Here is a 21,191-nt window from a genome sequence, read left to right on the forward strand (position 1 = left end):
TGGCGTGTAAAGCAAGAACTTTGGCGCAGTATGCTAGTTACTGAACAATCCAAACAAGGTATTATAATCACTATCCGGAGCACAAGACTGTTTTAAAAATGACGACTAATCAGCTTGCCGTGTATGAAATGGAGAAATGTATGATGGATATGGGATTAAACAATAAAACAGCTTTAGTTACAGGATCAACGAAAGGTATTGGAAAAGCAATTGCCATTGAGCTTGCCAAAGAAGGGGTTAACGTACTAATTAATGGACGAAATTATGAAGAGGTAGAACGAACTGTAAATGAAATTAAGGCAGGATTCCCGGCAACCTTTCCTCAAAATGCTACAGCCGATATTGTGGATATTGGGCAAAGAGAAGCTTTATTTGAAAGACATCCGTATATTGATATTTTAGTAAACAACATGGGTATTTATGAAATGATGCAATATGAGGACGTTGATGATGAAATATGGGAAAATTACTTCCGTACTAATGTTCTTGCTGCAAATGGATTATCTAAATTTTATTTACCTAAAATGTTGAAAAATGATTACGGCCGCATTATCTTTATTGCAAGTGAAGAAGCAATTATGCCTTCAGGACAAATGCCTCAGTATTGTATGACAAAATCAATGTTATTATCATTGTCAAAAAGTTTATCTAAATTAACTATAGGAACAGAAGTTACAGTCAATTCGATCTTGCCAGGACCAACACTCTCTGAAAATGTCCATCAAATAATTGAGGGTATTTACCCTAATGAAGATATGACTTTTTCAGAAAAAGAGAAAGAATTTATGACTACAAACTTACCTCAATCTGAAATTCAACGATTTATCAAGCCTATTGAAATAGGTAGACTAACTACTTTTGTATGCAGTCCTTATGCATCCGCATTTAAAGGTTCTCCAATCCGTATGGATGGGGGAATGATACCTACGATTTTTTAAATTTAATTGGATAAGATTAAAGGAGAAAGGGGCAATTTATAAACGCAACTACAGCGGATGGGTTTCATCTAAATCCTGCTTCATCTAGAAGAGCTAATACCCAAAGTTGACAGGTTACCTATTGAAAGGTAGAATTGCATCATGAACAAAAACAAGAATACAGCAGAAATTATATTGGATACTGCTCAGTCGATCGTTCAGGAATTTGGGTTTAACGGATTCAGCTATGCACACATTGCAGAAAAAGTAGGGATACGTACTGCAAGCATTCATTACTATTTCCCTAACAAGGAGGATCTAGGAGAAGCGTTGATTGCGAGGTATCACAGAAATTTCATTTCTGCAATAACTCAAATTGATGCCGAGACACAGAACAATTTAGAAAAACTGCGCAAATTCATTTTGCTCTACAGTGGCCCTGTTCAAAATTATTGTACTTGTATGGGTGTAATGCTTTCAACTGACCTGGCTACTTTATCGAATAATACACGAGAAGGGCTCGCTCAGTTATTCACCGCCAATTTAACATGGTTGGAACGAGTATTGGAACAGGGGCGGAGTGAAGAGCAACTAAACTTCGATGGTGCCGCGAATGTGCTGGCTCATCAATTTCTTGCATCACTTCAGGGTGCACAATTACTTGCAAGAAGTTTTCGGGATTTAAATAGGTTTGATATGATTGCTGAAGGATTAATATCCGCTTTATCTTAGAGAGGCGGATATTTTTCAAACCACATTCTATCTTTTGATAGGTAGGCAAAACGCAAGAAGGTAAATAAACTTTTACATTCGGGGTTGACAATCTATCTACTAAAAGGTAGAATTTCAACATGAACCAGAACACAACAGTTACTTCTTAGTCGTCGAGTATGCATGAATTCGGTTTAAATGGATTCTGCTATTCAGAGAAGAAGACAGGATTTCAATATGATAAATCTATCTTTTAATAGGTAGATACAGGAGGACGAAGAAATGAGTTTTCAAGGTAAAGTGGCAGTAATTACAGGTGGAAGCAGCGGTATTGGAAAAGCAGTGGCAATTGAACTGGTGAAACGCGGTGCCAATGTAGTCATTAATGGCCGCCGTGAACAAGCGCTGGTAGAAGCGGCAAGAGAAGTCGATCCGACAGGAGCGCATGTCGCTTACATTGCCGGCGACATTTCAGATCCCCAAATAGCTGAACGTTTAATCGGCGAAGCACTTTCGCGCTTTGGACGTATTGACACACTGGTGAACAATGCCGGCATTTTTATAGCGAAACCATTCACAGACTTCACTGAATCAGAGTTTGAATCGATAATGTCCATCAATGTGGCAGGATTTTTCAGAGTTACTCAGCGCGCGGTGACCGAGATGCTGAAGACGGGTTCCGGCCACATCGTCAACATCACGGCAAGCGGAGTCGTAGAGCAGCCACTTAAAGCCGTGCCATCCGTATTTGCCGCACTGACCAAAGGAGGCTTAAACGCGGCAACGAAATCATTGGCGATTGAGTATGCGGACAAAGGTATTCGCGTGAACGCTGTGGCGCCAGGGATCACTAAGACGCCGATGCATGCGGTTGAGACACATGAATATTTATCTAAACTTCATCCAGTGGGCCGAATGGGCGAGGTTCAGGATATTGTTGACGCAATTGTGTATCTCGAATCAGCACAATTCGTGACTGGAGAGATTCTACATGTCGATGGCGGTCAAAACGCCGGCCAATGGTAATCCGGATATTAACTTTTGAATGGGGAAAATATAGAATTTAAATAAAGGAGGACGGCCTTTATGTTGTACGAACTGAGGATTTACCAAGTGGTTCCCGGCCGCATGCAGGCGATACTGAACCGGTTTCGGGATGATACGATAAGGATTTTTGCAAAGCATGAAATGAAAGTAACGAATTTTTGGGTGGACGCAGACGAAACGAGGGATCGCTTGTATTACGTGCTTGAGCATCGGGACGCGGCATCGCGTGAACGAAATTTCCAAGCCTTTCTGGAGGATCAAGAATGGCTGGAGCTTAAAGAAAGAACTGAACCAAACGGTCCGCTGCATGAGAATATTGAAATCGTTTATATGAATGAAGCGTCTTTTTTCCAAAAGGTATAAATAGAACCATTTTTCTAAATGGAGGAGGGAAGAGATGTTGTATGAGCTGCGAATTTATGATGTAAATCCAGGTAAGATGAAGGTTATTCAGGATAGATTCAAAGATCATGTTATTCAATTATTTATGAATCATGGCATGAAAGTGACGCATTTTTGGGAAGATGCGGATGAAGCAAACAACCGCCTTTATTATGTTGTTGAGCATGCCAATATGGAGATGCGTAACCTTAACTACAATCGGTTCCGCAACGATCCTGAATGGATTGAAGTAAAACGAATCTCAGAACTCAATGGTCCACTAGTTAACAAACAAGAAAGTGTATTTATGAAAAATACAGTATTTTTCGAAAATAAATAAAAATGATACAGGTAACTGTTTTTAAATTAAAAAAATATTATATGAAACGGAGCAACTAAAATGAAAACATTAGTAATCGTTACTCACCCGAACATCGAAGCATCCAACTGGAATAAATCATGGGTGGAAGAATTGAAAAAGCATGATGATATCACGATTCATGAATTATATAAAGAATATCCAGACGAAAATATTGATGTTTCTAGAGAGCAGCAGTTAATTGAGGCGCATGACCGGATTATTTTTCAATATCCGCTTTATTGGTACAGCACGCCGCCATTACTAAAAAAATGGTTTGATTCCGTATTGTTGTATGGCTGGGCCTATGGACCGGAAGGCACTAAAACAGCAGGGAAAGAAATCGGTGTTGCGATCTCGACTTATGGTACGAAGGAATCGTATCAAGCAACGGGATCCAATCGTCTCACGCTGGAAGAAATATTGAATCCAATACAAGCGCTTGCTCGTTTCATTAGTGCCACTTACCTGCCTCATTTTTCACTAAACGATACTTCTGATGTAACGGAGGAACGTCTGGCACAGAGCAGCATCGATTACGTTCAATACATTAAAACGGTAAAGCCAGTAGTGGTTAAATAATGAAGAAAAACTTGACCATTGACGTTTACATGGATACGATTTGCCCCTGGTGTCGTATGGGAACGACCAGTCTGCGATCCGCTTTGAAACAATTGCAAGAAGGAACGAAGGCAACCGTCCGTTGGCATGCTTATCAGCTTAACCCCGGTATTCGCCTTGAAGGAGAAGATTATCGGCAGGTTATGATTGGCAGGTTAGGCGGTAATGCACAATTCGAAGCAAGAATGAAGCAGTATAACGAAACCGGTGCTCATTTCGGCCTTACATTTAATATGGATATTGTGAAATATACACCGAATACGACGTTATCCCATCAGTTAATCGCGATTACGCCAGAGGACTTGCAAGAGCAATTGATTGAGAAGATCTATACGGCTTATTTTGAAAAAGGTATTAATATCGGTGATGTGGATAAACTTGTGGAAATAGCAAGAACAAGCGGGGTCACTGAAGATGCAGCTGAACTCAAAATGCGGCTTACTCAAGGCGAAGGACTTGAAAAAGTTGAATTAGGACAACGCAACGCGCAAAAGCTGGGAATCAGAGGAGTCCCTTACTTTGTAATTAATGAGGAGATCAGCCTAAATGGCCTACAATCTCCTAGTGAATTTATAAACGTTTTTGAAAACAGTTAAGCTGCTGCGATGAATTACAGAACGATATCAAAGCCAACTTTCTGGTCATTTGTCCGCATCCGCGGGCGGATATGGTCTCGGCACTCAGCAAATATTAAAAAAAGTTTGGAGCGATACTAATGGGCATAATTCAAAAGCTATTTAAAAAGGAGAGTACACAAATGTCAGAAAATGTTAATTTGGCCGTCATCTACTACAGCTCGAATGGAACGAACTTCCAATTGGCACAATGGGCAGCGGAAGGTGGTCGTCAAGCCGGGGCAGAAGTGAAAGTATTAAAAGTCGCAGAAACTGCGCCGCAATCCGTAATTGACAGCAGTCCATCATGGAAAGCGCATCTTGAAGAAACCCAAAATATCGCAACTGTGTCAGTAGCTGATCTGGAATGGGCGGATGCGATCATTTTTAGCATGCCAACTCGATTCGGTAATTTACCAGCTCAATTGAAACAGTTCTTAGATACGACAGGCGGTCTTTGGGCTCAAGGCAAAACAGTGAATAAAGTCGTTAGTGCCATGACTTCTGCTCAAAATGCAAATGCCGGACAGGAACAAACGATCCTTCAGCTATATACGTCAATGTACCACTGGGGTGCGATTGTGGTAGCTCCCGGATTTACTGATCCATCCGTTTTTGTTGCCGGAGGGAACCCATACGGGACAAGCGTGACAGTGGATCAAAATGGAAAGATGAAGGAAGACGTGCGCGCTGCAGCTGAACATCAAGCAAAACGCACCGTAACGGTTGCTAAGGCATTGAAAAACGGTTTAGGACAATAATTGGGAAAAGGAGAATGAACAAATGAGTATTCGGGGAAAAGTATTCGTAATAACCGGTGGAAGCAGCGGACTGGGGAAAGCTATGGCGGTTGAGATGGTGAATCGAGGAGCGAATGTCGTTATCAATGGACGCCGAGAACAAGAGTTGGCTGAGGCTGCAAAAGAAATCGATCCTACTGGAAAACAAGTGCGATTTGTTGCCGGTAATGTTGCAGATCCTAAGATTGCGCAGCGCTTAATCGACGAAAGTTTGGCTCACTTCGGACGCGTCGATACGCTGGTTAATAATGCAGGTATCTTCATGTCCAAGCCATTTACGGAGTATTCAGAAGAGGACTTTGCAACGTATATATCGACTAATGTCGTTGGCTTCTTCCATGTTACCCAACGTGCGGTAGCTGAGATGCTGAAACAAGGAACGGGACACATCGTTACGATCACGACGAGTCTGGTTGACCAACCATCGGCTTCCGTTCCTTCCGTACTCGCCTCATTGACAAAGGGCGGTCTAAAATCTGCGACGAAATCACTAGCCATTGAGTATGCTACCCGAGGTATCCGTGTAAATGCAGTCTCGCCGGGTGTCATTAAAACACCAATGCACCCTGTTGAATCACACGATGCGCTAGCTAAACTTCATCCAATGGGACGCATGGGCGAATCGCATGAAATCGTTGAAGCTGTCTTATATCTGGATTCAGCCAACTTCGTAACGGGTGAAACCCTTTATGTTGATGGTGGACAAAATGCTGGCCACTAATCAAATGCAGCAGCAGAACAAAACAGCCAAACTAAACATTTCCGATTTAAATGGGGGAGAATATCTATGCCGATCGTTACGATTCAAGTGACTCGCGAGGGCACAGCACCAGATCGTCAGTCTGTCACTGCGGAAGAAAAAGCGGCGCTCATTAAAGGGGTCAGCGATCTTCTGCTCAACGTTCTGAACAAGCCGTTAGAATCTACCTTCGTCGTTATCGAAGAGGTTGATACCGATAATTGGGGTTGGGGCGGACTACCTGCGTTGGAGTATCGCCGGAAGCTTGCCGCTATGAAGACGGATTTGTAATCATTTCGTATTTGCTTCAACTAGTCAATCATCATAAAAACAGCAGTTCGAAGGTAACTTTGGACTGCTGTTTTTGTGTGCGCAGCATTCTTCGGAGTGAAGATTTATTACTAGTAAGTATTCAATTTGTTTTGCTACAGTTTCGAAAACTCATTATCATTTCATAGAAACTGATCGTTATAGTGTAGATCATTTACGCTGGAAAAGTAATAAACTTAAGCAAAGAAAGGAGGTTGTTGCCATGTTGGTGGAACAGGTTTTCGCTGGAAGTGTGTTTATCGCAGGATTGCTTTCTTTTTTCTCGCCATGCATTTTACCTATATTGCCTGTATATGTTGCCCATCTCGGTGGCGTAACCCAGGGAAGTAACACGAACACGGTCAAATGGGGAAGGCTGCGGATTCATCCTCAGCTGATCGGCAACACTTTGTTTTTTATGCTCGGAATATCTTTCGTCTTTGTATTACTCGGATTCGGAGCAGGGGCTTTGGGGAGCATTATTAATACCTCCTGGTTTATCGTCATATGTGGTGCCATTGTGATCGTATTCGGGATCTTTCAAACAGGCGTGGTCAAGCTGCTCTTCATGCAACGCGAGAAAAAACTGACTCTAGCTACGAATGGGAAAAAGGGATTTGCTGCGGCCTTTTTACTTGGATTTACGTTCAGCTTCGGCTGGTCGCCATGTATCGGCCCGATTTTAGCCGCAGTTCTTAGTCTTTCCGCTAGTGAAGGCTCGTCGCTGCAGGGCGGGGGATATATGCTTATTTATGCGCTTGGTTTGGCTATTCCGTTCCTGGTTCTTTCAATCTTCTCGGATTTGTTGATAGGACGTCTGAGAGCGCTTAACAAGCATACGCCTAAAATAAAAGTCATTTCCGGTATTCTGCTCATTATGATGGGAGTACTGCTTACGACGAATCAATTAAATGCGATTGTGAATTTATTCTAATAAATGGGAGGGAATTATATCATGATCAGTGGCAAATGGTTGATGTCTATCATTATCTTACTCTCGCTGTCGGTACTCGCGGCTTGCGGGAATAAGGACACCGTGCAGCAAGGTCAATCTGTGTTGAATAAAGGACAGGCTGCCCCCATGTTTGAGTTAAAAGATTTGGATGGGAACATGGTCGATTTGGCCAGTCTTGCCGGTGATAAAGTGTATGTGAAGTATTGGGCTTCTTGGTGCTCGATCTGTTTGGCTGGACTGGATGAAATAAATGAATTGGCCTTGCAGGACAATGGTTTCAAGGTAATCACGATTGTAAGTCCGAATTATAGAGGGGAGCAATCAAGCAAAGATTTTACCAAGTGGTTTAAGGGACTTCAGTCCGATCAAACGGGCACTAACATAATAGTATTGCTGGATGAAGACGGAAAGTGGGCTCAGAAGTTTGGAGTAAGAGGATATCCTACCTCGTTTTACATCGGTTCTGATGGCGTTCTCGTCAAATCCATGCCAGGTCACAATTCTAACGATGTGATAAAAAATAATTTTATTGGCATTTCTTAAATTACCGCTAAGATAATAGGGAGGGAATAACATGAAAAGATTTCTGTTAATCAGTTCTTTACTGCTGTTATTGTTTGTTACAGCTTGCTCTAATCAAAATTTGTTTTCGGGCTTCGCAGGTTCTTCTAATGCCACAACGGTTAAGGCAGGAACTACGACTACGAGCTCGGAAAACCCGAATGACAAGATTGATTACTCGAAAAGCAAACTGCAAACCATCTATTTGGCGGGTGGCTGCTTCTGGGGCGTGGAAGCCTACATGTCGCGAATTCCTGGTGTTCAGGATGTAACCTCGGGGTATGCTAATGGTATAGGGGAAAATCCATCATATAGGGATGTAGTTCGGGAAGACCGCAAGTTCGCTGAGGCGGTTGAGGTTAAATACGATCCGGCACGGATCGAATTGTCCGATCTGTTGAACCGTTTCTTTAAAATCATCGACCCAACAAGCGTGAACAAGCAGGGGAACGATGTTGGGATCAGTTATCGTTCGGGCATTTATTATGTAAATGACAACGAAGAAGCTGTTATTAAGGAAGTCATTGCTAATCAGCAGAAAAAATATGATAAAAAGATCGTTACGGAAGTGTTGCCTTTAACGAACTATTACTTGGCCGAGGAAGAGCATCAGGATTATTTGGTAAAAAATCCGGAAGGATATTGCCACGTGGATCTCACCATTCTGGATGAGCCGATTAAAGTAGACCCTGCTTTGTACACACGCCCAAGCAACGAGGAACTGAAATCGAAATTAACGGATCTCCAATATAACGTAACGGTGCTCGGGGGCGAGGAAAGAGCTTTCTCCAATGAATATTGGGATTCGTATGATGCTGGCATTTACGTCGATATAACAACGGGTGAGCCCCTTTTCTCCAGCCGCGATAAGTATGATTCAGGCTGCGGGTGGCCTAGCTTCACAAGACCGATTGAACCTGATGTAGTGATTTATGAGAAGGACACCAGCTACAACATGGTTCGTACGGCTCTTAAGAGCCGCGTAGGAGGCATTCATCTGGGTCATGTGTTCGATGATGGACCTGTCGAATCTACAGGTAAAAGGTATTGCATCGAAAGCGCATCTATCCGATTTGTTCCACTGGACAACATGCAGCAGGAAGGCTACGGTTATTTACGTGCAGCCGTTGAATAAATTTTGAGGGGTATGAATCGATGTATAAGTTGCTCCTTATCGAGGATGAAGAGCTGGTCAGGAAAGGAATCAAACGGTTTGTGCCGTTCGAGAAGTTTAACATCACGGAAATCCTAGAAGCTGGTAACGGTGAGGAAGGGCTTAGACTCTTCCTTGCTCATCTTCCCGACATCGTGCTGTTGGATATTAATATACCGAAGATGAATGGGTTGGATTTTGCGAGAAAAGCCAAGGAATTAAAGCCTAATGTCAAGATTGCCGTTATCACTGGATATGACTATTATGATTATGCTGTTACCTCTTTAAAAATTGGCATCGATGATTATGTTCTAAAACCGGTTTCAAAAGAAGATGTGTACGAAGTTCTGCGTAAATTAGTGGAAAAACTACAAAGCGAGCATCAGCAATTTGAGCTGCAGAGCCTTATTAGTGATTATAAAACGATACTGCCATTAACAGATGAATCCGACAACAAAGCAACTATAGCCCAAATCATCGAGGATAACATAGCTAATCCGGATTTCTCTTTGGCTATTCTGGCGGATCAGAAAGGGTTTAGCGCAGGGTATATGAGCGTCCTGTTCAAAAGATTATTCAATATCTCATTTCAGGATTATTTGATGGTCGTTCGATTGGAGCGTTCAAAAATACAACTACTGATGTCCGATTTGAAAATATATGAAATCTCATCTGCCGTAGGCTTTGATAACCCAAATTATTTCAGCGCCACCTTCAAGAAAAAATTCGGGGTTTCTCCTCAGCAATACCGGGAAAGGATCAAACAATCGTGAAGCGATTTCCCCGCTCTCTGCAATCTAGAATTTCATTAGTTTATATGTTGATCAGCATTGCGACGATAGGCATTATTGGCGCTGTTTTGTATGTCGGAGTTTCGCGAGTGGTGCTGAATGAATCCATTCAATCTTCAAATATGGCGGTTTCAAAGAGCGGCAATTTAGTTGGAATGTATATTGATCGTCTAAATGTATTGTCTACGCTGCTTGCAAATAATCCCCAGACGATCAAGACCCTTTCCTCGCCAACGAAAGACGGAGCCAACGACGAGCTGCAATTCATCAATACTGTGTTGATGTCCGATTCATACATTAAATCCGTAGTTGTCATCGGCAAAGATGGATACGTACTGTCGAATGAAAAAAAACTGAATATGCAGCGTTCTTCTGATATGATGACTGAGCCTTGGTATGTCGAAGCGATAAACAGTACGAACCCGGCGCTCACTTCTGCCAGGATGCAGAAATTTTCGATGGACAAGGATAAATGGGTCATCTCGATGAGTCAGGAAGTAAAAGATGAGAACAACCGAAACCTAGGTGTTGTTTTGCTGGATATCGAATATAAAGGCATCGAGGATTACTTAAACGATTTGGATCTGGGGAGCAAAGGCTTTGCGTACATCATTAATAGCAAAGGCGGAATTGTTTATCATAAAGATCCCGCTTATTTCAGTGATCCGGTCAAGCAGGCGCAACTAAGAAAGATCAGCATGTCTATGGAAGGCTTCGATCAGTCGCTAAATTTGTTTGTGAATAAAACGCAACTGAAAAATTCCGATTGGACGCTGGTCGGTGTCAGTTCTCTGGATGGCTTGGAGCAAATACGCAATCAGCTGCTTCGATCGTTCGCAATTGTTGGCGTTGGACTGCTGCTGCTTATTATAACGGTATCCCCCTTCATTGCCAAAAGCATTACACGGCCGATTCGTCGATTAGAGCAAGCGATGGAGAAGGTGAAGGCAGGTACGATGGAAGTGACCGTCCCGGAATCCGGAGTAACGGAGGTGCAAGGGCTCGCTCAGCATTTCAATACGATGGTTTCGGAGATGAGCCGATTGATGCAGGATATCGAAACGAAGGAAAAAACGCTGCATGCCTATGAAATGAGCGTGCTGCATAGCCAAATTAATCCTCACTTTTTGTATAATACATTGGATACCATTGTCTGGATGGCTGAATTTAACGAAAGTGAACGCGTCATATCGACGACAAAGGCATTGGCCAAATTTTTTCAATTGTCGTTAAGCGGCGGAAGTGAAATGACAACGATTGAAAATGAAATGAACCATGTCACCCAATATTTATTTATTCAAAAGGAGCGGTATGGAGAAAAGCTTCATTATCAGATACGTTTTGATACGGCTCTGTCCGTCAATGTAATTCCGAAGCTCATTTTGCAGCCAATCGTTGAAAATGCGATTTATCACGGCATTCGGGAAAAAGATGGTTCCGGCTTGCTTGAGATTTCATGCGACTATACGGATGATGGAAACATAATGTTCGTAGTTAAGGATGATGGCGTCGGCTTCGATCCGAATTTGCGCAGGTTGGCTAGTGGCATCGAACAGCCATCATCCCTGCCCAGATTGGGCGGTGTCGGCATCAACAACGTAGATGAACGCATTAAGCTCTACTTCGGCAAGGAATATGGCGTCTCCATACAATCCATTCCGGGAGTTGGAACGACTGTAACGATTGTGATACCAGAACCTTGAAGTCAGCTTGCAACTTCATACTCCAAATCTTAAGAAGGAGATGAAGCCGTGAAGGCAGGGAGCATTGGAGAACGAATCGTCAATCGTCAGAGTGAAAAAAAAACAAGTGCTTGTAGAAGCCAAGAAGCTCATATTTGGGCTCCTTGGCTTCTTGTGTTTTTCCAAACGTTTGATCGGGGCAAAAGTTAGGAATTCCAAAGTGGATATTGGAGACAGATTTGGTATGAGCTCTTATTATAGCTGTTTATACTTCTTTTGCATGTTGACAAACAGATACTCTAGTATTATATTAAATATTATTAGATTAAATAATTATAGGATATAAATCTGGAGCTATAATTACATTCCCTCAGCAAACTGATAGGGGATAAATGCAAATACTTGAACCGGAACACACAAAGAGAAAAGGAGTTGTTCAAAATGAACATCCAAATATTAGGGCCTGAACATCAAGGTAAAGAAGAATTCGACGGCGGCAAAATAAGTGCGCAGAAACCTCTAGGTTTCTCGGGGCAAGGGGCAGTTACGGTTAGGCTTGGACCGCTATTTTACTGGGCTTGGGGGCATGCAGAGTCGGAAGGAGGAATCGGGTTTCATCCTCACCAAGGGTTTGAGATCATTTCTTATGGAATTAACGGCCAAGGCCTTCACAAAGACACGCTAGGCACCGAAAGCATCCTTGGAACAGGTGATATTCAAGTCATGCAAGCGGGATCGGGTATTCAACATGCCGAAAGCGTAGATGCGGGCTTTGAGAGTTTTCAAATCTGGCTTGAGCCTTACTTGAATGAAGCTGTTAGGCGAGTGCCAACCTATTCTCTGTTCAAGCACGAGCAGTTCCCTCAGATTCGCCAGGATGGAGTGAATATTAAAACGATATTGGGAGAAGGCTCCCCCGTCCTCCAACTAGTCGCAGATGCGCGGATGTTAGACGTCGAGATTCAACCAGGTTCGTCGTACGTCCATCAACTTTTGCCGAACCGGACGCTTGCCGGATTGGCGATTAGAGGCACTGGCGGCTCCTTCTGGACTTCGGGACAAGATGCCGTTTCATTTAAGAACAAAGACTTTGCAATTGTTCAATCTGAACAAGAGGGAGTAATCAACATCCGTGCTGAAGGAGAGAAGCTTCGAATCTTTCTAATTGAAGTGCCTACAAATGTCGAGTATCCTTTATATAATAAAGCCAAATAAGGTGGTTAAAAATGACTGAACGCGATGCTGAGGGAAAGGCACTTGATTTAAGGCTAATACGCGTAATAAAAAACATGGTGAATGAGCTGTACGGGAGCTTAGAACGTGATATTGACAGCTTTGGACTCAGTATGGAAACCTTCCAAATTCTTGAGTTTCTATACAATAAAGGTCCGCAGCCCATCCAGAAAATAAGCGATACCTTCTCGATTCCAAGCGGGAGTATCACCTATGTGGTAGATAAGCTGGAGAAGAAAGGGTTCGTTGAACGCCTTCCAATTCCGGGTGATCGACGCAAAACAAATGTGACATTGACTGAGGAAGGAAGAAGCTACTTTGATAATATCTTCCCCAAACATGTTCAGACGATCTCTGACAATCTTTCATTTGCTACAGATAAGGAGAAGCTCGAGCTGATTGCAATACTTAAGAAAATCGGGTATGGTATCAAAAGTCATCAAGAGAATGCAAATGAAGATAGATCTAGTCCTTTCTGATTTTATTGATTTCATAAACCTCCGCAACCTCAAAGGGATAGGATAACTTCCCTGTGACTTGGTTGCGGAGGTTTTTTTTGTGCATAATGAACTTTTATAACCTCTGCGAACTCTTATCTATGAAAAGGGGTGAGAACATGAATGTAAGTCGTCTTGTCAAAGAAGCAAAAAAAGGTAACAAGGAAGCTTTATTACAACTAATCATAGCCGAACAGGACACTTATTATCGTCTTGCCTACAGCTACATGAGAAATGAGCATGACACGATGGATGCCATGGAAGACATGATTGTTACGCTTTATGAAAAGCTGGATCAATTGCAAAAAGACGAAGCCTTCTACAGCTGGAGCAAAACCATTCTCGTCAATCGTTGCAAAACAATACTCCGTAAAAATGAACGATTTCTTCCACTGGAAGACGAGCGAGAACCATCACTTGCTGCATTAACTGACGAAAATCCATATCGCTATACAGAGTCTGAGATGGACTTGCAGGTGCTGCTCTCTCATCTGAATGCGCGGCAGCGGGAAGCGATCGAACTTCGTTACGTACATGATCTTCCGTATCAGACGATTGCTGACATGTCCGGTGCACCGGTGGGCACAATCAAATCAAGAATTTCGCAAGGCATACAAAAACTAAAAGCCATGATCGGAGGTGATCGTTATGAAAACGATCGAGGAGAGATTACAGGAGCACAAACAGAACTTGAATATCATAAAGGCTCCGACAGAACTTGAGGCCAGACTACGAAATGCACTTGAGCATGTCCCAACAAAGAAAAGAAATACGAATAGAGCGATGACATGGGCTGTATCATCAGCTGCAGCACTCCTTCTGATTGTCGGAACTTATCAATATCCTGCTTTTGCTTATTACGGAGGTAAGCTGTTAAATAAAATTGAGCTGACATCGCTAAGCTTTTCTGAAGTGGCGGAGCAAGGATACGGACAAAAGGTCAACAAAAGCAAAACGCTTGATGACGGCACTGTCATTACTATTAATGGGGTTATTGCGGACGATAACGCATTGTTAATGTACTACACCATTGATCGAACCGCAGGCTCCGTATTTACTGACAATAGTTCAATTCGTTACAACGTAGGTAAAATGCAAGGGTTCTTAACTGATTCAGATCCGAAAGAAGGTAGCGGCAATTATAGCAAAGACGAGACCCAGTACGAGGGAGTATATAAATTCGAACCCGTTAGTCCATTCTCCAGAACATTAACCGTTACATTCAGTGAGTGGCTAGATAATGGGGAAAGGGCATCCTATCCAATCTCCTTCAAATTTGAAGCGAATAAAGCGATGAACAGTATGCTAGAAGAGGACATTTCAAAATCCGTTCCTGTCGATCAGGGGACTGTTCACTATGACTCCATTACGGCATCACCAACTTCAACCATCGTGAAGGGATATTTTGAAATGGCTGATGAGGGATACCCGATATTTCCAGGTAAAACAAAGCTTTATGTGAATGGAACAGAAGTAAAAGCATGGGGAATGCGGTCGGATCGTTTTGCTGAAAAGGGCATCCCGGGATTTGAACTTGAATTTGATGTGCTTCCAACAGACAAGTTGGAGACCATTGATCTTGTACTCGAAAATTTCGCGGGATATCAGAGAGTAGAAGAACCCATCTCCCTAGCCACACCATCAGATCAATCCATTAAAATTGGCAATGAAAAGGTATGGATTCGAAGCGTCACAAAAACCGAGACAGGCTATGATATCGTTATCGCCAGAAAACAATTTACAATCTTGGAAACGGAAAATTTATCCGTACAGGCTGGTGGTATCGTAGTTCCCGTATCATCAATCTCCATATCACGCCCGTGGGATCTGAAAAACGGTAATATCCTGTGGGAGCAGACGTATTCTTTTATCACAACGGAGGAACCGACAAGCCTGCTGCTGGACGGGTTTCACTATATTAAAACCTACGACAAGACAATATCGATTCCTGTAGATAGCAAATAATAAAATTATACGCTTGTTACAACCGCTCCATATATTCAGACAAGAAGGTACAGTCGTTCCATATCATCCAAGGCATGACTTTTGGCATAGAGCGTGAGATTGATCATGCTTTAGCGACCAAATGTTCTGCCTTTTTCTTTGTAAATACATGACTTTCCACAGACTTTCTTCGGTGAGCCGCCTAGCTCAGAAGCCGTAATGCGGATTCCTTAACAAAATGGATATGGCCCTTATGCCGAAATATTGACTCAACACTTACTGCGGAATCATTTGCAGTTACATGGTTAAAATATATAAAATCCAAAATATAAGGGGATTGTAAAAATGAGAACAGATTTCGTTTTCCACCTTTATAATGTTGAACATGCAATGCTGCAAATTCTGCAACAAAAATAATAAGTAATATTAAAACAGCAGTTCAAATGATGATATTCTCCCAATGAACTAGAAGGATGGGTTAAACACAATGAACACGAGCTTTAAAGAGCATCGAATCGACCGCGGACAGGGCAGCATCTATGCGCGAGATTACACAGGTACCGGACCTGCCTTTGTGCTAATGCACGGCTTTCCAGACAATTTGCATATTTACGATGATTTGGTCCCCCACCTAGTTGCAGGAGGCAGAAGAGTCGTCGTATTCGATTTCCTCGGTTTTGGCGCTTCCGACAAGCCAACTGGGGCAAGATATAGCTTCGAGCAGCAATTGGGCGATCTCCATGCGGTAGTCGAGAGCTTGGAGCTCGGTAAAATCGTTCCGGTGGGGCATGATTCATCCGGTCCCGCGGCTGTCAACTATGCGATCGAGCATCCGGAGCATGTCGATTCCGTCTGCCTTCTCAATGCCTTCTATGCAGAATCACCAACGGCAAAATACCCGGAGTTGATCGAACTATTCGCGACCACGAATTTGAAGTCACTCACGCAAGCCATTCTGCGAAGCCCGGAACAATTCGCTTGGGTGCTTAATTTTCAACGGAACAAATTCCAAGAGCATCTGACAGAAGACCAAAAGGCATATTATTCGGAATTTTTGGGCCCGATTATCGATGGCAATTTCAGAAATCAACCGAGCTCCGGTCCGGCGTTCGCGCAAATGACGTCTCAGTTATTCGAAGAACTAGCCAAAAATACGAAGCGCGTTAACAAGATGTGGGCGCTCGATATCCCGGTCAAACTGATCTGGGGTGAAACCGATCCCTATCTCAACTACGGCATTGCGAAGCATCTCCAATTGCTCTTGAAACGTACTTCCTTGCACGTTCTACCGGCCGGTCATTGGTTGCAAATCGATATTCCGGATCAAGTCGCTGCGGTTATGTTAGGAAATGCGTAAGCATATTCAGACCTTATAAAGTTGGAGCGGCAATTCGAATTGCCGCTCCTGCTATTAATGAAGGTTGCGGTATGGTTGGACTCCAATGAAATGGAGTGGGTGAGAATTCTGCTCCGATAGGCTTGACACTTATCTACTAGTAAGTTATATTTCAGTTATGGAAAATCGGAAAACACAAATATTAGACCTGGCGCTAAAACTTATTCGTGAAAAAGGTTATGTCGCCATAAGTTATGATGATTTGTCCAAACAATTGGGCGTAACCAAGGCAAGCATTCATTACCATTTTGAAAAAAAGGAGGATTTAGGAGTTGCCGTTACTGAACGGATACAAATAAATTTAGAGAATTTTTTAATATTTATTAATAATTCTACGATGACAGTAGAAGAGAAGCTTATGCATTTCATTACTAGACAAAATGAAATGTGCGGGGAAGGGATATGTCCAATATCGTCTCTACAATCTGATTTTGTTTCCTTACCAGATACTGTTAGGCAAAAAGTACAGCAGGTAAGCCAGTTTGAAGTAAAGGTTTTAATAAGTATTCTTACAGAAGGGCATAATGAAGATATTGTTCAACAATCAGATGATGTTGAAGCACTAGCTTATACCATTCTGTCATGTATTAAAGGTGCCCAGCAATATAAACGAACATTGGGAAAGGATGTATTATCCCAAGTTCTGAATCAGATAATCCGTCTTATTAAAAGTTAAAAGACGGTTTATTTTCGACCTAAACTTATCAACTAGTAAGTAAAATAACATGCGAAAAGGAAACTACTATAATGAAAAGAATGCTTTGGGTTGTTCTTATGATGTCCTGCGGAGCTACGTTTATTTCCTCATTATTCCCTTTATATGGGGAGCATTATCGGCTAAGCAGTTTGGAAATCACCATTTTATTTGCGGTTTATGCGGCTGTCCTGCTGCCGACCTTGCTTGTCGTGGGAGCCAGAGGGAACGCCTGGGGATTGAAAAGAGTTCTTCGCTTCAGTATATGGATTTCCATTGCGTCGACATTGCTCTTTCTAGGAAGTCTCAACGTCTGGATGCTTTATGCGGCAAGGATTTTGGAAGGCATCGCCTATGGCGCTTTTACAGGTGCTGCCAGCGCTTTTTTATTAAAACAAACCTCTCACGATAAAGTGAGTAAGGCAATCAAGTTATCAGGAGTAACGGTAAACATTGGTTTTGGCCTGGGCCCAGCCATTTCAGGTTTAATCGTGCAATATGTACATTTTCAGCCACTTCGTTTGCCGTTTTGGTTTCTGCTCGTCATGTTATTGAGCTCCTTGATATTTCTAGAAATGTTACCAAAGCACGAAGATTCACAAGCGCAGAAACCGGCTAAAACTAAGATTTCGCTCGGTGTTCCCGACAATATTCGTTCCCATTTTTGGTTTTTTATCGGACTTCCGATCTTTACTCTTTTCACGCTAGGGGGAATTGTATTTTCTCTTATTCCTACTTTTGCTAAGAACGTTATTCACACCGACAATCTCTCTATTTCAGGGTTGTTAATTCTGGTGCTTCTAGGCGGGGGAGCCTTAATGCAGTTCTTTCCTTGGCCGCATAATCCCGTTACACGGATGCGTATAGGAATCCTGTTGCTTATCATTGGATCGTGGGTTATTGTTTTTTCTGGTCAGACAGCAAGTTTATTTTTACTCTGGGCAGGCATATGTATTCAAGCAATTGGCGCCGGATGGACGTTTCAAGTTTCTTTAAGGTTTGCCAGCCAATTGCCGAAGCCGGAAGAACGTCCGCGAGTCATTTCGGCATTTTACTTATGCGCATACTCCGGATTCATTGTTCCCCCTGTGGGAGTCGGAGTACTGACTCGATTTTTTAGTTTGAACTTTTCGTTGATTCTTCTAAATTCGTTTGCTGCGATAATCGTTATCTATGTGTTAATTTATTCAGTCAAATTTAATCGTTTCTATTCTAAAGGTACATCACAATAATCACCATCTTATTAAGCAAAGGAAGCTGAGGATTTGAATGTCAAACACGAATCCCCGCAAATGATTTACATCAAGGATAAAGCCAAATACTGGGCTGCCTCCTACTGGTCGGTTACGAAAGCGCATTTGACAGCAGTGCTAGATTAATTTAGGAGAGTCTGTCTCAAACTAACCTTAGAGCGTTAAGTTAACGGGTAATGTTAGTTGAATAGCACAGAACGATGAGCAGGCGCTGCAGCGGCCTGCTCATTTTTTTATGCTAACGAGCAGGATAACGCAACTAAAATCAGATTTTTTTACGCCGGGTGAAAATCGTCTAGATGATGGGGAAGGGCACGGCAGCCTCGCTGCGCTAAATGACAGTTCTCTGGAATCCACTTTATATAATAAAAATTGATTATAAAGAAACTCCACCTTGTTAACTTGATATAATATCCTGGAAAATAAGTTAGAAGAAATACAAACACTAAAACAAAGGTGTGAAGCATGTAAATGGAACAAAAGTGGCCTCTATTTGTCGTTACGGGTTCAAGCGGATCGGGTAAAACCTATGTATTGGATGAGCTTAGGAAAATCATGCCGGGATTCGTGGCTTTTGATCTAGACAACTTGCGGGGATTCATTGATTATGAAGATTGGCAGAAAGCATTAAATGTATATGTTCGTTTTGCACGTGATATTGCAGAGAGCGGTGTTATGACTATCTTGTGTGGGACCGTCATGACTTGGGACATGGAGAAATGTGCCGACTTTAATTACTTCAGTCACGTCTATTATCTGAACCTACATTGTGAAGATGATGCGAGAGAACAACGGCTGCGCGCTAGGAATTGGCCCGAAAATATGATTCAGGACTATAAGAGCTTTGCTAAATGGCTGATCGAAAATGCAGATACCGCCTATACTCCACCTATGCCTATTGTAGATACAACAAGCACCAATGTAACCGAGGTTGCTTCCCAGATTAAAGATTGGGTGCTTCAGTACGCTTAGCCGGACAGCTTTACTTTGTAGTGAGTTAAAATATGATAGTGAAGCTCCTGAAATAGGTATCGCCATACTTCCTGATTTTAGACAAAAGGGAATAGGGGCGAATCTACTGAAAGAGATCATACAACAAGCTAGATTCGATGGTTACAACTCACTTTCTTTGAGCGTGGACCCAGATAATTATTTGGCGGTTAGTCTATATACAAAACTTGGATTTGAGTATTTTGGAATGTCGGGAACTTCGTGGACTATGAAGTTAAACCTATAAGCTAATTTTTCGAACTAACGGTTAACTCTAGTTCAATAAAGTCAAGGCTGCCGCATGGCAGCCTTTTCTCTTTTAACTGGCGGGTTAGTTAATGAAGTTCGTGTATAGATGAAAACTTTATCTTAACGTGGAAAACAATTGTTAGTGTAGAACTTGAAAAGTTAAATACATCAATAGTTGACACATATAGCTGACTGACAGTATTCATGTGGATTATAAAATCGCTATTGACACGACACCAAATGGTGACCTATGATTAAAGCGACACTAAATGGTGTCAACTAAGGAGTTCTCGCCTCGTGGGCGCTACGTCAGAAGTGCCGCATACTTTAAGGAGGTTGTGACATTAATGGCTGTCCCTAGGTAATAATATTTAGGAGAGGGTGTTGTGAGCGAGAACAACCAGTTGCGGGATGTGTTTGACGCGATTGCAGATCCAACCAGGCGTCGATTGATCGGTCTGTTGGCGGAAGCGCAAGAGGTGCCGCTTCATGAGTTAACGGCACAGTTTCCAATGGGCCGTACAGCGGTATCCAAGCATTTGACAATCCTTAAAGAGGCCGGACTGGTACTTGACCGAAAAGTCGGCAGAGAAACGCGATTTAGGTTAAATGCCTCTCCACTTAGAGAAATTCAAGATTGGGTGGCTTCCTACAGCAAGTTTTGGAGTACGAATATGCTGCGCTTGAGCCAATTATTAGAGGAGGAAGAAGAATGAGTTTAAAATTAGAATTGGATTTTCAGTACACGACATCGATTGAGAAGCTTTGGTCCGCCTTAACCGATTCAAGCAAGCTTGCCAAGTGGGTCTTGGAAAATGATTTCAAGCCTGTTGTAGGTCACCGTTTTCAATTTCGCGCTCAGCCGAACGAATATTGGGATGGAATTATTGACGGCGAAGTGCTTATCGTGGATCCACCAACTGGGTTATCCTATACATGGGCCGTTGGAGAGGAGAAGCACACGGTCAACTGGACGCTGCAGGATTTAGGGGATGGAAAGGTTAACCTCCATCTTGACCAAACCGGATTCTCGAATGTTCAAGGACTCGAAGGCGCTAGGTATGGCTGGAGTAATTGGAGCGGCGAGYTTGAAAAGTTGTTGGCACAATAACCGCATTCGGGTCTCAAACATCACCTTCACCAATGCTAAACGAAAGGGTACGATGGTTGAACCCTGCTTGACCCAAATCAACATAAACCGGCTGCATGGAGTTTGCAGCCGGTTTTAGACAATCTGACAAGTTCTTGTCGTTTGGGGTCAAGTTCGCATGTGAATATAAGTAGGAACTAACACTA

General features: G+C 42.6%; 27 protein-coding genes. All 27 read left to right on the forward strand.

The window, feature by feature from the left end:
- Positions 1 to 143 precede the first annotated feature (143 nt).
- The 27 genes from AC1DLI_RS28395 (at position 144) to AC1DLI_RS28525 (ending at position 21,006) form a co-directional block, all read left to right on the forward strand.
- Positions 144 to 938 carry an SDR family NAD(P)-dependent oxidoreductase gene (locus tag AC1DLI_RS28395; RefSeq protein ID WP_477608145.1) on the forward strand — a complete coding sequence of 265 codons (795 nt, stop codon included), beginning with the start codon at positions 144 to 146 and terminating at the stop codon, positions 936 to 938.
- A gap of 141 nt (positions 939 to 1,079) precedes the next feature.
- Positions 1,080 to 1,649, forward strand: coding sequence for a TetR/AcrR family transcriptional regulator (locus AC1DLI_RS28400; RefSeq protein WP_477608147.1), 570 nt, complete (start codon positions 1,080 to 1,082; stop codon positions 1,647 to 1,649).
- A 261-nt stretch (positions 1,650 to 1,910) separates the two neighbouring features.
- Positions 1,911 to 2,654, forward strand: coding sequence for an SDR family NAD(P)-dependent oxidoreductase (locus tag AC1DLI_RS28405; protein WP_477608149.1), 744 nt, complete (start codon positions 1,911 to 1,913; stop codon positions 2,652 to 2,654).
- A gap of 60 nt (positions 2,655 to 2,714) precedes the next feature.
- Positions 2,715 to 3,038, forward strand: coding sequence for an NIPSNAP family protein (locus AC1DLI_RS28410; RefSeq protein WP_477608151.1), 324 nt, complete (start codon positions 2,715 to 2,717; stop codon positions 3,036 to 3,038).
- Between the two features lie 34 nt (positions 3,039 to 3,072).
- Complete coding sequence (locus tag AC1DLI_RS28415; RefSeq protein WP_477608153.1) at positions 3,073 to 3,396, forward strand: NIPSNAP family protein; 324 nt, start codon at positions 3,073 to 3,075, stop codon at positions 3,394 to 3,396.
- A gap of 60 nt (positions 3,397 to 3,456) precedes the next feature.
- The gene (locus AC1DLI_RS28420; RefSeq protein WP_477608155.1) at positions 3,457 to 3,996 is read left to right on the forward strand and encodes an NAD(P)H-dependent oxidoreductase; all 540 of its coding nucleotides are present in this window, start codon (positions 3,457 to 3,459) and stop codon (positions 3,994 to 3,996) included.
- The gene (locus AC1DLI_RS28425) at positions 3,996 to 4,631 is read left to right on the forward strand and encodes a DsbA family oxidoreductase (protein WP_477608157.1); all 636 of its coding nucleotides are present in this window, start codon (positions 3,996 to 3,998) and stop codon (positions 4,629 to 4,631) included. The genes AC1DLI_RS28420 and AC1DLI_RS28425 overlap by 1 nt, the downstream gene beginning before the upstream one ends.
- Positions 4,632 to 4,750: 119 nt before the next feature.
- Positions 4,751 to 5,410, forward strand: a complete 660-nt coding sequence (gene wrbA / locus AC1DLI_RS28430; RefSeq protein WP_477608159.1) for an NAD(P)H:quinone oxidoreductase — start codon at positions 4,751 to 4,753, stop codon at positions 5,408 to 5,410.
- 22 nt (positions 5,411 to 5,432) lie between these two features.
- Positions 5,433 to 6,170: an SDR family NAD(P)-dependent oxidoreductase gene (locus tag AC1DLI_RS28435; RefSeq protein WP_477608161.1), complete on the forward strand. Its 738-nt coding sequence runs from the start codon at positions 5,433 to 5,435 to the stop codon at positions 6,168 to 6,170.
- Positions 6,171 to 6,236: 66 nt separating this feature from the next.
- The gene (locus AC1DLI_RS28440) at positions 6,237 to 6,479 is read left to right on the forward strand and encodes a tautomerase family protein (protein WP_477608163.1); all 243 of its coding nucleotides are present in this window, start codon (positions 6,237 to 6,239) and stop codon (positions 6,477 to 6,479) included.
- 241 nt (positions 6,480 to 6,720) lie between these two features.
- On the forward strand, positions 6,721 to 7,431 hold the full coding sequence (locus AC1DLI_RS28445; protein ID WP_477608165.1) for a cytochrome c biogenesis CcdA family protein: 711 nt from the start codon (positions 6,721 to 6,723) through the stop codon (positions 7,429 to 7,431).
- A gap of 21 nt (positions 7,432 to 7,452) precedes the next feature.
- Positions 7,453 to 7,995, forward strand: a complete 543-nt coding sequence (locus AC1DLI_RS28450; RefSeq protein WP_477608167.1) for a redoxin family protein — start codon at positions 7,453 to 7,455, stop codon at positions 7,993 to 7,995.
- Positions 7,996 to 8,026: 31 nt separating this feature from the next.
- Complete coding sequence (gene msrB, locus AC1DLI_RS28455) at positions 8,027 to 9,148, forward strand: peptide-methionine (R)-S-oxide reductase MsrB (RefSeq protein WP_477608169.1); 1,122 nt, start codon at positions 8,027 to 8,029, stop codon at positions 9,146 to 9,148.
- 20 nt (positions 9,149 to 9,168) lie between these two features.
- Positions 9,169 to 9,939, forward strand: coding sequence for a response regulator transcription factor (locus AC1DLI_RS28460; RefSeq protein ID WP_477608171.1), 771 nt, complete (start codon positions 9,169 to 9,171; stop codon positions 9,937 to 9,939).
- On the forward strand, positions 9,936 to 11,660 hold the full coding sequence (locus AC1DLI_RS28465; protein ID WP_477608173.1) for a sensor histidine kinase: 1,725 nt from the start codon (positions 9,936 to 9,938) through the stop codon (positions 11,658 to 11,660). The genes AC1DLI_RS28460 and AC1DLI_RS28465 overlap by 4 nt, the downstream gene beginning before the upstream one ends.
- A gap of 420 nt (positions 11,661 to 12,080) precedes the next feature.
- Complete coding sequence (locus AC1DLI_RS28470; RefSeq protein WP_477608175.1) at positions 12,081 to 12,854, forward strand: pirin family protein; 774 nt, start codon at positions 12,081 to 12,083, stop codon at positions 12,852 to 12,854.
- An 11-nt stretch (positions 12,855 to 12,865) separates the two neighbouring features.
- On the forward strand, positions 12,866 to 13,351 hold the full coding sequence (locus AC1DLI_RS28475; RefSeq protein ID WP_477608177.1) for a MarR family winged helix-turn-helix transcriptional regulator: 486 nt from the start codon (positions 12,866 to 12,868) through the stop codon (positions 13,349 to 13,351).
- Positions 13,352 to 13,488: 137 nt separating this feature from the next.
- The gene (locus AC1DLI_RS28480; RefSeq protein WP_477608179.1) at positions 13,489 to 14,091 is read left to right on the forward strand and encodes an RNA polymerase sigma factor; all 603 of its coding nucleotides are present in this window, start codon (positions 13,489 to 13,491) and stop codon (positions 14,089 to 14,091) included.
- Positions 14,018 to 15,334: a DUF4179 domain-containing protein gene (locus AC1DLI_RS28485; protein ID WP_477608181.1), complete on the forward strand. Its 1,317-nt coding sequence runs from the start codon at positions 14,018 to 14,020 to the stop codon at positions 15,332 to 15,334. The genes AC1DLI_RS28480 and AC1DLI_RS28485 overlap by 74 nt, the downstream gene beginning before the upstream one ends.
- Positions 15,335 to 15,800: 466 nt before the next feature.
- On the forward strand, positions 15,801 to 16,670 hold the full coding sequence (locus tag AC1DLI_RS28490) for an alpha/beta fold hydrolase (protein ID WP_477608183.1): 870 nt from the start codon (positions 15,801 to 15,803) through the stop codon (positions 16,668 to 16,670).
- 157 nt (positions 16,671 to 16,827) lie between these two features.
- Positions 16,828 to 17,385, forward strand: coding sequence for a TetR/AcrR family transcriptional regulator (locus AC1DLI_RS28495; RefSeq protein ID WP_477608185.1), 558 nt, complete (start codon positions 16,828 to 16,830; stop codon positions 17,383 to 17,385).
- Between the two features lie 71 nt (positions 17,386 to 17,456).
- Positions 17,457 to 18,635 (forward strand): MFS transporter, encoded by a 1,179-nt coding sequence (locus AC1DLI_RS28500; RefSeq protein ID WP_477608187.1) that lies wholly within the window; start codon positions 17,457 to 17,459, stop codon positions 18,633 to 18,635.
- Between the two features lie 33 nt (positions 18,636 to 18,668).
- Positions 18,669 to 18,782 carry a monothiol bacilliredoxin BrxC family protein gene (locus AC1DLI_RS28505; protein WP_477608189.1) on the forward strand — a complete coding sequence of 38 codons (114 nt, stop codon included), beginning with the start codon at positions 18,669 to 18,671 and terminating at the stop codon, positions 18,780 to 18,782.
- Positions 18,783 to 19,127: 345 nt separating this feature from the next.
- Complete coding sequence (locus AC1DLI_RS28510) at positions 19,128 to 19,628, forward strand: AAA family ATPase (protein WP_477608191.1); 501 nt, start codon at positions 19,128 to 19,130, stop codon at positions 19,626 to 19,628.
- Positions 19,588 to 19,893 carry a GNAT family N-acetyltransferase gene (locus AC1DLI_RS28515; RefSeq protein WP_477608193.1) on the forward strand — a complete coding sequence of 102 codons (306 nt, stop codon included), beginning with the start codon at positions 19,588 to 19,590 and terminating at the stop codon, positions 19,891 to 19,893. Before AC1DLI_RS28510 ends, AC1DLI_RS28515 begins: the two co-directional genes overlap by 41 nt.
- 388 nt (positions 19,894 to 20,281) lie before the next feature.
- The gene (locus AC1DLI_RS28520; RefSeq protein WP_477608195.1) at positions 20,282 to 20,611 is read left to right on the forward strand and encodes an ArsR/SmtB family transcription factor; all 330 of its coding nucleotides are present in this window, start codon (positions 20,282 to 20,284) and stop codon (positions 20,609 to 20,611) included.
- On the forward strand, positions 20,608 to 21,006 hold the full coding sequence (locus AC1DLI_RS28525; RefSeq protein WP_477608197.1) for an SRPBCC family protein: 399 nt from the start codon (positions 20,608 to 20,610) through the stop codon (positions 21,004 to 21,006). Before AC1DLI_RS28520 ends, AC1DLI_RS28525 begins: the two co-directional genes overlap by 4 nt.
- The last annotated feature ends 185 nt before the right edge of the window (positions 21,007 to 21,191 follow it).

Source organism: Paenibacillus sp. 01T443 (genome assembly GCF_056398325.1).

Excerpts from the sequence above, each read along its gene's own strand:
- AC1DLI_RS28395 (WP_477608145.1), top strand. The coding sequence starts at position 144 with ATGGATATGGGATTAAACAATAAAACAGCTTTAGTTACAGGATCAACG.
- AC1DLI_RS28400 (WP_477608147.1), top strand. The coding sequence starts at position 1,080 with ATGAACAAAAACAAGAATACAGCAGAAATTATATTGGATACTGCTCAG.
- AC1DLI_RS28405 (WP_477608149.1), top strand. The coding sequence starts at position 1,911 with ATGAGTTTTCAAGGTAAAGTGGCAGTAATTACAGGTGGAAGCAGCGGT.
- AC1DLI_RS28410 (WP_477608151.1), top strand. The coding sequence starts at position 2,715 with ATGTTGTACGAACTGAGGATTTACCAAGTGGTTCCCGGCCGCATGCAG.
- AC1DLI_RS28415 (WP_477608153.1), top strand. The coding sequence starts at position 3,073 with ATGTTGTATGAGCTGCGAATTTATGATGTAAATCCAGGTAAGATGAAG.
- AC1DLI_RS28420 (WP_477608155.1), top strand. The coding sequence starts at position 3,457 with ATGAAAACATTAGTAATCGTTACTCACCCGAACATCGAAGCATCCAAC.
- AC1DLI_RS28425 (WP_477608157.1), top strand. The coding sequence starts at position 3,996 with ATGAAGAAAAACTTGACCATTGACGTTTACATGGATACGATTTGCCCC.
- wrbA (WP_477608159.1), top strand. The coding sequence starts at position 4,751 with ATGGGCATAATTCAAAAGCTATTTAAAAAGGAGAGTACACAAATGTCA.
- AC1DLI_RS28435 (WP_477608161.1), top strand. The coding sequence starts at position 5,433 with ATGAGTATTCGGGGAAAAGTATTCGTAATAACCGGTGGAAGCAGCGGA.
- AC1DLI_RS28440 (WP_477608163.1), top strand. The coding sequence starts at position 6,237 with ATGCCGATCGTTACGATTCAAGTGACTCGCGAGGGCACAGCACCAGAT.
- AC1DLI_RS28445 (WP_477608165.1), top strand. The coding sequence starts at position 6,721 with ATGTTGGTGGAACAGGTTTTCGCTGGAAGTGTGTTTATCGCAGGATTG.
- AC1DLI_RS28450 (WP_477608167.1), top strand. The coding sequence starts at position 7,453 with ATGATCAGTGGCAAATGGTTGATGTCTATCATTATCTTACTCTCGCTG.
- msrB (WP_477608169.1), top strand. The coding sequence starts at position 8,027 with ATGAAAAGATTTCTGTTAATCAGTTCTTTACTGCTGTTATTGTTTGTT.
- AC1DLI_RS28460 (WP_477608171.1), top strand. The coding sequence starts at position 9,169 with ATGTATAAGTTGCTCCTTATCGAGGATGAAGAGCTGGTCAGGAAAGGA.
- AC1DLI_RS28470 (WP_477608175.1), top strand. The coding sequence starts at position 12,081 with ATGAACATCCAAATATTAGGGCCTGAACATCAAGGTAAAGAAGAATTC.
- AC1DLI_RS28475 (WP_477608177.1), top strand. The coding sequence starts at position 12,866 with ATGACTGAACGCGATGCTGAGGGAAAGGCACTTGATTTAAGGCTAATA.
- AC1DLI_RS28480 (WP_477608179.1), top strand. The coding sequence starts at position 13,489 with ATGAATGTAAGTCGTCTTGTCAAAGAAGCAAAAAAAGGTAACAAGGAA.
- AC1DLI_RS28485 (WP_477608181.1), top strand. The coding sequence starts at position 14,018 with ATGAAAACGATCGAGGAGAGATTACAGGAGCACAAACAGAACTTGAAT.
- AC1DLI_RS28490 (WP_477608183.1), top strand. The coding sequence starts at position 15,801 with ATGAACACGAGCTTTAAAGAGCATCGAATCGACCGCGGACAGGGCAGC.
- AC1DLI_RS28495 (WP_477608185.1), top strand. The coding sequence starts at position 16,828 with ATGGAAAATCGGAAAACACAAATATTAGACCTGGCGCTAAAACTTATT.
- AC1DLI_RS28500 (WP_477608187.1), top strand. The coding sequence starts at position 17,457 with ATGAAAAGAATGCTTTGGGTTGTTCTTATGATGTCCTGCGGAGCTACG.
- AC1DLI_RS28510 (WP_477608191.1), top strand. The coding sequence starts at position 19,128 with ATGGAACAAAAGTGGCCTCTATTTGTCGTTACGGGTTCAAGCGGATCG.